A 13,746-nucleotide genomic window follows, 5' to 3' on the forward strand; every position below is an offset into this window, starting at 1 on the left:
CGTTGGTTGTTTCGAGGTGCGAGATGGCGATATGGGCAGGATGGGGCGGCCCGGATTCGCGGCGGGTGAAGCCGCGCAGGCCTTGCGCGGCGGCGACCGGCCGGCCGGATCGGGCCGGCGCGGAGGCCGGCCCGCCGTGATCGCCGGAGCGCCTGGCGCTCAGCCCCAGTCGATGACGCCGCCGCGGCTGCGGCCCAGCAGGCCGTGGCCCCGGTCGATGGCGTGGACGATGGCGGCCACCTGCGCCGGCTGCCGGCTGACGAAATAATGCCCGCCGTCGGCCAGGACGATGGCGTGGACCCGCTCCGAGCAGGCCCGCCAACGCCGGTACTTGCGGCGATGGCCGCGGGTCAGGGGGTCGTCCTCGCTGTTGATGTTGAACAGCGGGGCCTGGATCCGCGGTGGCGGCCGGCCTTTGAGGTGGGCCGCGGCCAGGCGGGCGTCCTGGCGGAAGCCGGCGCTGAGGCGTTGCAGTGCGTCCTCGTGCAGGCCCTCGGTCGACCCGCCCCAGGCCCGGATCAGTTCGCGCAGTTGCGCATCGCTGGTGGACTTCCAAGGGTCGCGCCCGAGCAGCCATCGCGACAGCCTCGACAGCGGCAGCACCCCGCCGACGCAGACGAACTTCAGCGGCCGCCCGGCCGCTTCCAGGCGGCGGGCGATTTCCAGCGCCAGCACGCTGCCGACGCAGTGGCCGTACAGGCCGATCTCGCCGTCGGTCTTCGCCAGCAGGCGTTCGACGCAGAGCGCGGCCAGCGCATCGAGGTCGCGCAGTCCGGCCCCGGCCTCGTCGGCATCGCGGCCCGGCATCGCCACCGCATACACGCTGATGCGCGGGTCCAATGCGGCCAGGTGCTCGGCGAGCGGTCGGAACATCGTCGCCGAGGCGCCGGCATAGGGCACGCACAGCAGCGTCAGTTCGCTGCGGGCGCGGCTCGCCAACAACTGCGGCACCGGGTCGTAGGCCGCGGCCTGTCCGGCTTGCAGCGACTGCGCCAGCGCCGCGATCGTCGGCTGCGCATAGAAGGCCAGCAACGATAGCGACTGGCCGTCGAAGGCCTCGGCGACGCGCGCGACCAGGTTGATCGCCTTGAGCGAATGGCCGCCGAGTTCGAAGAAGTGATCGTGGCGGCCGACCCGGTCGAGCTTGAGCAGTTCGCACCAGATGCCGGCGAGCGTGGTCTCGACTTCGCCGCGCGGCGCTTCGTAGCGGCGGGTCGCGACCGCATCCAGGTCCGGGGCCGGCAAGGCCTTGCGGTCGAGCTTGCCGTTGGCGGTCAGCGGCCACTGCGGCAGGTGCACATAGGCCGCCGGCAGCATGTGCTCGGGCAAGCGCGCCTGCAGCCGCGCGCGCAAGGTTTCGGCCGGCAGCGACGGGCCGGTGTAATAGGCGATCAGGCGTTTCTCGGCGGGACCATCGACAGCAGGACCGTCCTCAACGAGCGCGCCGGGGCCGTCGTCGCGCGCGACGACCAGCGCCTGCTCGATGCCTGCGACTTGCTGCAAGGCCGCCTCGATCTCGCCCAGCTCGATGCGGAAGCCGCGGATCTTGACCTGATCGTCGTTGCGGCCGAGGTATTCGAGGCTGCCGTCGGGCAACCAGCGGCCCAGGTCGCCGGTCTTGTACATGCGCGCGTGCGCCGCCTGCGGCCAAAACGGATCGTCGAGAAAACGTTCCGCGGTCAGCGCCGGGCGATGCAGATAACCGCGCGCGACGCCGGCGCCGGCCACGTAGAGTTCGCCGATCGCGCCGATCGGCAGCGGTTGGCGCTGCGCGTCGAGCACGTAGACGCGCAGGTCGGCGAGGGCGCGCCCGATCGGGCTGGCGCCGGTGCGCTCGGCGTCGGCTGCGCTCAGGGCGCGATAGGTCACGTGCACCGTGGTCTCGGTGATGCCGTACATGTTGACCAACTGGGTGCGTGCGTTGTCGGCGCGCCGGTACCAGGGGGCGAGCAGGTTCGTCTGCAGCGCTTCGCCGCCGAAGATCACCACCCGCAAGCGGTGCTGGCTGCGGCTCTGCGCGGCGATCAGGTGACGGAACGCGGTCGGGGTCTGGTTGAGCACGGTCACGCCTTCGCGGCACAGCAATTCGTAGAACTCTTGCGGCGAACGGCTGGTCGCTCGCGACACCAGCAGCAGCCGCCCGCCGTGCAGCAAGGCGCCCCACAGCTCCCAGACCGAGAAATCGAAGGCGAAGGAATGGAACAGCACGCCGACGTCGTCGGCGCCGAACCGGAACTGCGCCGCGGTCGCGGCGAACAGGCGCGCGACCTGGCGGTGTTCGACCATCACGCCCTTGGCCTGCCCGGTCGAGCCCGAGGTGTAGATCACATAGGCCAGATGTTGGGGCCCGAGCGCGGGCAACTGCGGGTCGTGCGTCGGCAGGTCGGCGAAGGCCTCGGCGCTCAGTTCGAGCAGCGGTACCGAGGCCGCGCCCAGCGTCTCGTGCATCTGCGACGGCGCCAGCACCGCCACCGGTGCGCTGTCGTCGAGCAGATAGCGCAGTCGTTCGGCCGGATAGGCCGGGTCCAAGGGCACATAGCCGGCGCCGGCCTTGAGGATGCCGAGCACGCCGATCACCAACTCCGGCCCGCGCTCGGCGCACAGGCCGACGCGGTCGTCGGGCGCGATGCCGAGTGCGAGCAGGCGATGGGCGACCCGGTTGGCGCGGGCGTTGAGTTCGGCGTAGGTCAGCGTGGCGCCTTCGTAGCTCAGCGCGACCGCGTCCGGGCTGCGCGCGGCCTGCGCCTCGAAACGGCGATGCAGGCAGTCGTCTTCAGCGGCGTCCATCTGCGGCGTGTTGAAGGCGACCAGGACTTGCTCGCGCTGTTGCGGCGGCAAGATTTCGAGACCGAGCACCGGCGTGTGCGGCGCGTGTTCGAGCGCGTCGACCAGGGATTCGAGCGACTGGCGCAGGCAGGCGCAAACGCGCGCGGCATCGATGCCGGCACGGGTGCGCACGCCGAGGGCGAAGCCCGTACCCAGGTCGTCGACCGCCACGGTCAGCGGATAGTGGGTGCGTTCGCCCGCGGCCGAGTCCAGGGCCTCGATGCCGGGCCAGGCGGCGTCGGCGGTCGGCGCGCTGTGGCGGTAGTTGAGCAGGCTGTTGAACAGCGGCCGCGGCGCGGCGACGCCGCTGCAGGCCTGCGCCAGCACCAGCGGCGCGTGTTCGTGTTCCAACAACGCGGCGAGGCCTGCGTGGATGGCCTGCACCGCTGCACGGACGTCTGCGGTCAGTGCGACGCGCAAAGGCAAAGTGTTGATGAACATGCCCAGGGCGCGATCGGAGTGCGCGGCGCCATGCAAACGGCCGAACAGCACCGTGCCGAACACCACGTCGTCGCGTCCGCTCAACCGTCCCAACACCTGCGCCCAGGCCAGGTGCAGCAGGCTCGCCACGCTGACCCCGAGTTGCCGTGCCTGTGCGCGCAGGCGCTGATCGAGTTCGCTGTCTAATTCCTCGTGGGCTTCGTCGTCGCCCGTTGTGGCGTCGTACGCGCCGGGTTTGTCGTGGCTCTTGGCCGGCGATCCGTCGACGTCGAACGCGAGGGTTGGTTCGTCGACATCGCCGAGCAGGTCGCGGAAGAAGGCTGCGTGCGCAACCTCGCCTTGGGCGAGGGTCGCCTGCACCACGTAGTCGCGGTACGGCACCGGCGCGGGCAGGCTCGCCATCTCGCCGTGCAGGAAAGCCTGCATCTCGCGTTGCACCACCTCGAGCGCGGTGTGGTCCAGGGCCATGTGATGAAACTGCAGCGCGCCGACCCAACGGCCGTCGGCGCCGTCGTGTGCGCAACTCAAGCGCAGCAGCGGCGCGCGACGCACGTCGAGCCGACGCGTACGCGGATCGACCTGGGCTTGCAACTGCGCGGCGACAGCGCCGGCCCTCGGGTCCAGGGCGATCTCCTCGATCGGCAGCTGCGCGCGTCGCCACACCACCTGCACCGGTTCGGCCAGGCCCTCCCAGGCCATCGCGGTCCTGAGGATGTCGTGGCGGTCGATCACCGCCTGCAAGGCGTCGCGGAACGCGTCGAGGCGGGCGCGGCTGTCGAAGCGGAACAGCGCTTGCAGCAGATAAGGGTCGCCGGCCTGGGCGGTGCGGTGGTGGTACAGCAGTCCCTCCTGCAACGGCGCGAGCGGGTAGATGTCCTGGACGTTGCCGGCGCCGCCGGGCACCTCGGCGATCAACCGGTCGATCGTGGCCTGGCTCAGATTCGCCAGGGGCAACATCGACGGGGTGATCGCGGTGCAATCGGCGGGGATCGCGTACGTGGGCACTTCGGGCTGCGCGCGATGCTCGATTGCCGCGGTTACCACCGTGGCGGCGAAGGCGGCCAGGGTCGGCTGAGCGAACAGCAGGCGCACGCGCGCGATCAGCCCGGCCTGGCGCATGCGTTCGATCAAGCGCACCGCCAACAGCGAGTGCCCGCCGAGCTCGAAGAAGTGATCGTGGCGGCCGACCCGCGGCAGGCTCAGCAATTCCTGCCACAGCGCCGCGACGGTTCGTTCGACCTCGCCGCGCGGCGCTGCGTAGTGTTCGGCCGCGGCCGCATCGAGCCCGGGCGCCGGCAAGGCGCGGCGGTCGAGCTTGCCGTTCGGCGTCAGCGGCCAGCGTTCGAGGACGACGAAGGCCGCCGGCAGCATGTGCTCGGGCAGGCGCAACGCGAGCCGGCGCCGCAGCGCCGCGGTGTCGACGTTCGCAGCAACGAGATACGCGACCAGGCGCGGCTGATCGTGCGGGCCTTCGCGTGCGACGACGGTGTTGTGCGGGAAACCGGCCTCGGCCAGTGCGGCCTCGATCTCGCCGGGTTCGATGCGGAAGCCGCGCAGCTTGAGCTGGCGATCGGCGCGGCCGAGGAATTCGAGCTGGCCGTCGCGCCGCCAGCGCGCCAGATCGCCGGAGCGGTACATGCGTTCGCCGGGCGCATCGGGGTCGGCGACGAAGCGCTCGGCGCTCAGGCCGGGGCGATCGAGGTACCCGCGCGCCAGCCCCGGGCCGCCGATGTAGAGCTCGCCGGGCACGCCGACCGGCACCGCCCGCAGGCGCGCATCCAATACATGCAAGCGGCTGCCGCGCACCGCGTGCCCGATCGGCAAGCGGTGCTGCGATGCCACGGCGTCGCTCGCCAGTGGCGCGGTCATGCTCGTGCAGATCGTGGTCTCGGTCGGGCCGTAGGCATTGATCAAGCCGCGGCCTTGCGCCCAGGCATGGGCCAGCGCGGGTGCACAGGCATCGCCGCCGACGATCAGGCGACGGCAGTCCGGCAGGTCGTCCGGGTTCAACAGCGACAACACCGCCGGCGGCAACAGCGCATGGGTGATGCGATGCGCGCGCATCGTTGCGGTCAGGGCCGGGCCGGGCAGCAGGCGCTCGGACTCGGCCATCACCAGTGCGGCGCCGGACAACAGCGCCATGCAGAGCTCCCAGAACGCGGCATCGAAACTCAGCGAGGCGAACTGCAGCACGCGCGCATCGGCGCCGATGGCGAGCGGTTCGACACCGCTTTCGATCAGGTTGGCGATGCCGGCGTGAGCGACGACCACGCCCTTGGGCCGGCCGCTGGAGCCGGAGGTGTAGATGACATAGGCCGGGTGCTGCACCCGCAGCGCGCTCGTGCGTTCGCGATCGCTCGGGTTGTGCAGCGGGCTGTCGTCGATCGCGGCGAGGTTGGCCTCGTCGTCGAGGCCGAACCAGGCCGCCTCGGCCAGTGCCGGCAAGCGGGCGCGGCCGGCGCGGTCGCCGATGCTCAGGCGCGGGCTGGCGTCGTCGAGCATGTAAGCGAGGCGATCGAGCGGATACTCCGGGTCCAGCGGCACGAAGGCGGCGCCGGCCTTGAGCACGCCGAGCACCGCGACGATGGCGTGCGGCGAGCGCGGCAACACCAGCGCGACCCGGTCTTCCGGGCCGATGCCTCGGCCGATCAGGGTATGGGCGAGGCGATTGGCGCGGCGATTGAGTTCGGCGTAGCTCAGCACGCTGTCGCCGAACACCAGGGCCGACGCGGTCGGCGTGAGGGCGACCTGGCGCTCGAAGGCCGCGCTCACGGTGATGGGCTCGACAGCCTCGTCGCCGCGGCCGCTTGCGAGCAGCCGCTGCCGTTCGTCTTCCCCGAGCAGGGCGATGCCGCCGATCGGTCGGCTCGGGTCGATCGCGACCGCGCGCAGCAGGCGTTGCAGTCGTTCGGCGATGTCGCGTGCTGTGGCGTCGTCGAACAGATCGGTGGCGTACTCGATGCTGCCGTCGAGTCCGTCGGGGCGGCCGTCGCGGCCGCGGCATTCGCTGAAGCCGACGCTGAGCTCGAACTTGGCGATGTCGAGGTCGAAGGCCTGGGTGCGCAGGCTCAGGCCGGGCAATACCAGTTCGGCATCGGCGCCGATGCCGTTCTGCAGGCTCAGTATCACCTGGAACAAGGGGTGATGCGACAGCGAGCGCGCCGGGTTCAAGGCCTCGACCAGATGCTCGAACGGCAGGTCTTGATGCTCGTAGGCGGCGAGGTCGACGCGGCGCACGCGGTCGAGCAGTTCCTCGAAGCTCGGGTCGCCGGCGGTGTCGCTGCGCAGCACCAGGGTGTTGACGAACAGGCCGATCAAACCGTCGAGGGCCGGATCGACGCGGCCGGCGATCGGCGTACCGATGGCGAAGTCGTCGCCGGCGCCGAGCCGGCTCAGGGTCGCGGCCAGGGCCGCGTGCAGGGCCATGAACAAGGTGGCGTTGCGGCCTTGCGCCAGCGCGAGCAGGCGCGCGTGAGTGTCGGCGTCGACGGCGAACGACAGGCGCCGGCCGCGATGGCTCGCCGCCGGCGGGTGCGGCCGGTCCTGCGGCAGCGCGATGCGCTCCGGCAGGCCGGCGAGGGCTTCGCGCCAGTAGCCGATCTGTCGGGCGATCGTGCTGTCCGGGTGGCGCTCGTCGCCGAGCCATTGCCGTTGCCAGAGGGTGTAGTCGGCGTACTGCACCGGCAGCGGTATCCATGCCGGCGGCTGGCCTCGCAACCGCGACGCGTAGGCGCTGGCGAGGTCGCGCGCCAGCGGCGCCAGCGAGGCGCCGTCGCCGGCGATGTGGTGCAGCAACAGCAGCAGGGCGTGCCGTTGCGGGCCGAGCCGGAACAACTGCGCGCGCAGCGGCAGCTCCCGGCTCAGATCGAAGGCATGGGCGACCGCGGCATTGAGCGCCGCCGGCAAGTCGGACTCGTCGAGTTCGACCGTCGCCAGACGCAACTCGGCGCGATCGAGCACGCACTGCTGTGGCGTATCGGTCAGCGGGACGATGCTGCGCAGGCTTTCGTGGCGGGCGATCAGATCGTTGAGGGCGCGTTCGAGTGCGTCCGCATCGAGCTCGCCCTGCAGATGCAAGGCCAGCGGAATGTTGTAAGTGGCGCTGGGGCCTTGCAGTTGGTGCAGGAACCACAGGCGCTGCTGGGCGAACGATAGCGGCAAGGTCGCCGGCCGCTCCTGCCGTCGCAGCGGCGGGCGCGTGCGTGCGCCGCTTGCGAGGCGCTGGGCCAGGGCCTCGACCGTCGGCGCCTCGAACAGGCTGCGCAGTGCGACTTCGCTGCCGAGCTCGGCGCGGATCCGGCCGAGCAGACGCGTGGCCAGCAGGGAATGCCCGCCGAGGGCGAAGAAGTCGTCGTCGATGCCGACGCGTCGCACGCCGAGGACTTCGGCGAACAGCCTGCACAGAGTCTGCTCGCCCGGGTTGCGCGGGCCGCGGCCGCCGGCCGCAGCGGCATCGGGCGATGGCAGGGCGCCGCGGTCGAGCTTGCCGTTCGCGGTCAAGGGCAGGCGATCGAGCACCACGAAGGCGACCGGCAGCATGTACTCGGGCAGTTGCGTGGCGAGTGCGCGGCGCAGGCGTTCCAGTCGGTCGCGGTCGAGCCGTTCGCGGTCGCCGACCAGATAGGCGACCAGTCGCTTCTGCCCCGGGCGGTCTTCGCGGGCGACCACGAGATTGTGCGGCCAACCGGCGCGAGCGAGCGCGGCCTTGATCTCGCCGAGTTCGATGCGGAAGCCGCGGATCTTCACCTGTTGATCGATGCGGCCGACGAACTCGATGCGGCCGTCGCGCCAGCGCACGCGGTCGCCGGAGCGGTACATGCGCTGGCCTATTTCAAAGGGGTTGGCGACGAAACGCTCGGCGCTCAAGGCCGGGCGCTGCAGATAGCCGCGCGCCAAACCGGCGCCGGCGATGTACAGCTCGCCGGGCACGCCGGCCGGCACCGGTTGCAGTGCCTCGTCGAGCACGTAGGCCTGCATGTTGTCGAGCGGCGTGCCGATCGGGACGTTGTGGGTGTGTTCGTCCAAAGCCGCGATCGCGCCGCTCACAGCGAAGGTGGTGGTCTCGGTGGGGCCATAGCAGTGCACCAGGTGCAGATGCGGGTGCCGTGCCTGCAGGCGCCGAACGGTATCGGCCGACAGCACTTCGCCGCCGGTCCAGACCTGCGCCAGGCCGGCGAACAATTCGGGCGCGGACTCGGCGAGCTCGTGGAACAGGCCGGTGGTCAGCCACAGGGTCGACAGGCGATGGCGGGCGATGAGGCGGCGGAAATCGAGCGCATCGAGCGCAGCGGCCGGCGCGACCACGAGGCGCCCGCCGTTCAACAGCGGCACCCACAGCTCGTAGGTCGAGGCGTCGAAAGCGTGGGTCGAATGCAGCAGCACGGTCTCGTGGCCGCTGGCGAAGCGGCGGTCGCGGGCGAACTCGACCACGTCGCGCTGACGCACGGCCACGCCCTTCGGCACCCCGGTCGAGCCAGAGGTGTACATGACGTAGGCGAGTTGCTCAGGATGGATGGCCGGCTTGCGTGCACGCGATTCGGTGGACGCGTCGAAATCGAAGCGGTCCAGACGCAGCAAGTTGGGATGGGTCAAGCTGCGTGCATCGATGCCGGCATCGGCGATCAACACGGCGGCTTCGGTCTCGGCCAGTAACTGGCCCAGGCGCTCGTCGGGGTGCTGCTCGTGCAGCGGCAGGTAATAGGCGCCGGTCTTGAGCACGGCGAGCACGGCCACGACCAAGTCGGGCGACCGCTGCAGCAGCAGGGCGACGCCGCGTTCGGTGCCGGCGCCGCGACTGCGCAGCTCGTGGGCGAGCGCTTCGACGCGGCGATCGAGCTCGGCGTAGCTCCACTCGATACCGTCGCCGACCACGGCGATGGCGTGCGGGGTCGACGCGACCTGGCGCTCGAACGCGGCCGCGACCGATTCGAGTTCGACGGTGTGTGCGGTGTCGTTGCAGTCGCGCAGCAGGCGCTGGCGCTCATCGGCGTCGAGCAACTCGACCGCGCCGATCGGCCGTCGGTCGTCTTCGGCGACGGCGATCAGCATGCGCTGCAGCCGCAGCGCGATCGCCTCGGCGGTGGCCGGGTCGAACAGATCGCTGGCGTATTCGAGCGCACCGTCGAGGCCGTCGGCCTGGCCGGCGTCGTCGAAGCGCTCGCAGAAGGCGAAGCTCAGGTCGAACTTGGCCACATCGAGGGCGAACTCGGCCGCGTAGGCGCGCAGGCCGGGCAGGTGCAGTTCGGCCTGCTCGGTGTTCTGCAGCACCAACAGCACCTGGAACAGCGGGTGGTGGCTCAAGGAGCGCTCGGGTTTCAGCGTGTCGACCAGTTGCTCGAATGGCAGGTCCTGGTGCTCGAAGGCGGCCAGGTCGGTCGCGCGTACCCGCGCCAGCAATTCGCTGAAGCGTGGGTTGCCGCTCGTGTCGGTGCGCAATACCAAAGTGTTGAGGAACAGCCCGACCAGTTCGTGCAGGGTGGCGTCCTGGCGGCCGGCGACCGGTGTGCCGATGGCGAGGTCGGTGCCGGCGCCGAGCCGGGTCAGGGTCGCGGCCAGCGCGGCCTGCAGGACCATGAACAAGGTCGCGTGGTGGCGTCGGGCGATGGCGCGCAGGCGTGCGTGGGTGTCGGCGTCGAGGGCGAAGCCGCACTGGCCGCCGCGATAGCTGGCGCGCGGCGGCCGCGGGCGGTCGCTCGGCAGTTCGATCTGCTCGGGCAGGCCGGCCAGGGCGTCGCGCCAGTAAGCGATCTGGGCCGCGATCAGGCTGTCGGGATCGGCGTCATCGCCCAATAGGTGTTGTTGCCAGAGGGTGTAGTCGGCGTATTGCACCGGCAGCGGGGCGCGGATCGGTGCGTTGCCGTCGAGACGGGCGGCATAGGCCTCGGCCAAGTCGCGCGCGAGCGGCGCCAGCGAGGCGCCGTCGCCGGCGATGTGATGCAGCAAGAGCAGCAGCGCGTGTTGTTGCGGGCCGAGCCGGACCAGGGTCGCGCGCAGCGGGATCTCATGGCGCAGGTCGAAGGCGTATGCGGCGGCGTGCGAGAGCGTATCGGCCAGGGTGGGTTCGTCGCTGTCGACGACATCCAAAGTGGGGGCCGCACGTTCGAGTACTTGTTGGCTCGGCACCTCGCCAGCGGGGAACACCGTGCGCAGGCTTTCGTGGCGCGCGCACAGGTCGGCGAGCGCGGCGCGCAGCGCGTCCACGTTCAACTCGCCGTCCAGGCGCAGCGCCAGCGGCATGTTGTAGGTCGCGCTGGGGCCTTCGAACTGGTGCAGGAACCACAACCGGCGTTGCGCGAACGACAGTGGCAAAGTCTCGGGCCGCGGCATCGGCCGCAGGGCCAGGCGACGGCTCTGGTTCGGATCGAGTGCGGTCGCCAGGCCGGCGACGGTCGGGGTCTCGAACAGGCTGCGGATCGACAGCTCGACGTCGAGTTCGGCGCGGATGCGGCTGATCAAGCGGATCGCCAGCAGCGAATGGCCGCCGAGGACGAAGAAGCTGTCGTCGATGCCGAGCTGGGCGGCGTGCTCGTCCGACAGGCCGAGCACTTCGGCGAACAGCGCGCACAGGGTTTGTTCGCGCGGAGTGCGCGGGGCGCGCAGGCTGGCCGGGACGAAGTCCGGCGCCGGCAGCGCTTTGCGGTCGAGCTTGCCGTTGGGCAACTGCGGCAAGGCGTCGAGGACGACGATCGCGGCCGGGACCATGTACTCGGGCAGGCGCGCGGCCAGGGTCTCGCGCAGCGCGTCGCGGTCGATCTCGTTCTGTTTCGTGGTATCGGCGACCACATAGGCGACGATCTGCTTCTGCCCCGGCCGGTCCTCGCGCACGATCGCGCTGTTGCGCGGGTAGCCGGCGCGGGCGAGCTCGGCTTCGATCTCGCCGAGTTCGATGCGGAAGCCGCGCAGCTTGACCTGGTGATCGACGCGACCGCGGTGAACGATGACCCCGTCCTCGCGCCAACTGGCCAAGTCGCCGGAGCGGTACATGCGTTCGCCGGCAACGAAGGGATCGGCGACGAAACGCTCGGCGCTGAGCGCGGCGCGGCGCAGGTAACCGTGCGCCAGCCCGGGGCCGGCGATATACAGCTCGCCGGTGACCCCGGCCGGCACCGGCCGCAGCGCGTTGTCGAGCACGTACAAGCGCGTGTTCCAGATCGGCCCGCCGATCGGAATCGGCCCGTCTTCGATCTCGCGGCAGGGCCAGGCGGTGACGCCGATCGAGACTTCGGTCGGGCCGTAGGAGTGATGCAGCGGCCGGCCGATGTGCGCGGCGACGCGGCGATGCAGATCGGCCGACAGCGCTTCGCCGCCGCAGACGATGCGGCGCAGGCTGGTGCAGGCGGCCGCGCCCGGCTCCTGCACGAACATCTCCAGCATCGAGGCGACGAAGTGCACGGTGGTGACCTGTTCGCGCTGGATCAGCGACGCCAGATAGGCCGGGTCGCGATGGCCGTCGGGGCGCGCGACCACCAGGCGGGCGCCGTGCAGCAGCGGCCAGAACAGCTCCCACACCGACACGTCGAAGCTGGTCGGGGTCTTGTGCAGCACCGCGTCGTCGGCCTGCAGGCCGTACTCGCCCTGCATCCAGGCCAGACGGTTGACGATGCCGCGGTGCGGAATCACCGCGCCTTTCGGCGTGCCGGTCGAGCCGGAGGTGTAGATCACGTAGGCCGGGTGATCGAGCTGCAGCGGACGCGTGCGATCAGTGTCGGTGGGTGCGGCGTCGGCACAGTCGCTCAATTCCGCAACAAGCCCTGCATCGTCGAGCAGCCACAAACCCTCACGCGCGGGCAGCCGTTCGACGACGTCGCCACGCGTCAGGATCCGCACCGGTGCCGCGTCGGCGATCATGTGGGCGAGGCGGTCGCTCGGGTAATCGGTGTCGAGCGGAAGGTAGGCCGCGCCGCTCCTGAGCACCGCGCACAGGGCGACGACCAGTTCCAACGAACGCGGCAAGGCCACGCCGACCAGATCCTCCGGGCCGATGCCGTCGGCGATCAGGCGATGGGCGAGGCGGTTGGCGCGCGCGTCGAGTTCGGCGTAGCTCAGCGTCTGCCCTTCGAACACGACGGCGACCGCATCGGGTGTGCGCGCCGCTTGCGCGCTCAACAACTCGGCCAGGGTTTGTGCTGGCACCGCGTGTTCGGTCGCATTCCAGTCGCGCAGCACCTGCGCGGTTTCGGCGGCATCGAGCAGTTCGATGCGGCCGACCGGTTGCCCGGCATCGGCGACGAAGGCCTCCAGCAGACGCTGATAACGGCCGCCCAGGCGCAGCACCTCGTCACGCGTGAACAGATCCGGCCGGTAGCTCAGCTTGAGTTGATACGGGTGGCCGGGAATCAGCGCCAGGCCGACCGGGTAGTGCGAGGTGTCGCCGCCGTGGTGGCTGTGCAGGGCGATGCGCAGCGCATCGGGCGCGGCCTCGTCGCCGTCGCCGACCGGGAAGTTCTCGAACACCACCAGGGTGTCGAACAGTTCGCCGTGACCGGCCAGGCGCTGAATCTCAGTCAGGCCAAGGTGCTGGTGATCGAGCAGCGCCGATTGCTCGGTCTGCAGACGCAGTAGCAGGTCGCGCACCGATTCGTCCGGCCGCCATTGCAAGCGCAGTGGCAAAGTGTTGATGAACAAACCGACCATCTGCTCGACGCCGGCCAGCTCCGGCGGGCGGCCCGAAACCGTGGTGCCGAAGGCGACGTCGCGGCGATGAGTCAGGCGGCCGAGCAACAGCCCCCACGCCGCCTGCACGATGGTGTTGAGGGTCACGCCGAGGCCGCGCGTAAGCCGGGTCAGCGATTGCACCAGCGCATCGGGCAGGTCGATACGCAAGGTGTCGGGCACCGCCGCTGCGGTCGTGGCCGCTGCGATCCGGCTCGGTTCCTCGAAGCCGGCGAAGGCGTCGCGCCAGGCGCTGCGCGCCGCGGCCGCATCGCGCGAGGTCAGCCAACGCATGTAGTCGCGGTAGGGCGTGACCCGCGGCAGCGCCTGCGCGTCGGCGCCGTTGCGGTACAGCGCGAACAACTCTTGCAGCAGGATCGGCGAAGACCAGCCGTCGAGCAGGATGTGATGGCTGGTGAACACCAGGTAATGCCGCGTTGCCGACTCGCGCACCAGCACGAAGCGCAGCAGCGGGGCACGGGTCAGTTCGAAGCGTTGCTGTTGGTCGTCGGCGATCGTCTGGGCCAGCGCATCGGCACGCTCATCCGCAGGCAAACCACTGATATCGATCTCGCGCCACGGCAGCTCGACCTCGCGCTGGATGACCTGCACCGGCTCCTTGATCTTGTGGTGCACGAAGGCCGCGCGCAGGCTGGCATGGCGCCGCAACAGCGCTTGCGCCGCCGCTTGCAACGCTGCCGCATCGAGCACTCCATCGAGCGCGAACACCATCTGCACGACATAGCTGTCCTGCACCTCGTGGTCGTAGAGGGCGTGGAACAGGAAGCCGTGCTGCAACGGCGACAGCGGCAGCAGGTCTTCAATCTG

1 protein-coding gene is annotated in these 13,746 nt (G+C 70.5%); it reads right to left on the reverse strand.

The genetic code is table 11. The annotated features are described in order from the left end of the window. Positions 1 to 159 precede the first annotated feature (159 nt). Positions 160 to 13,743 carry an amino acid adenylation domain-containing protein gene (locus ACTJJK_RS07620; protein ID WP_440729912.1) on the reverse strand — a complete coding sequence of 4,528 codons (13,584 nt, stop codon included), beginning with the start codon at positions 13,741 to 13,743 and terminating at the stop codon, positions 160 to 162. Positions 13,744 to 13,746: the final 3 nt, after the last annotated feature.

The sequence above is a fragment of the Lysobacter sp. 22409 genome, assembly GCF_052045105.1.
GTDB classification, from domain to species: Bacteria; Pseudomonadota; Gammaproteobacteria; order Xanthomonadales; family Xanthomonadaceae; genus Lysobacter; species Lysobacter antibioticus_B.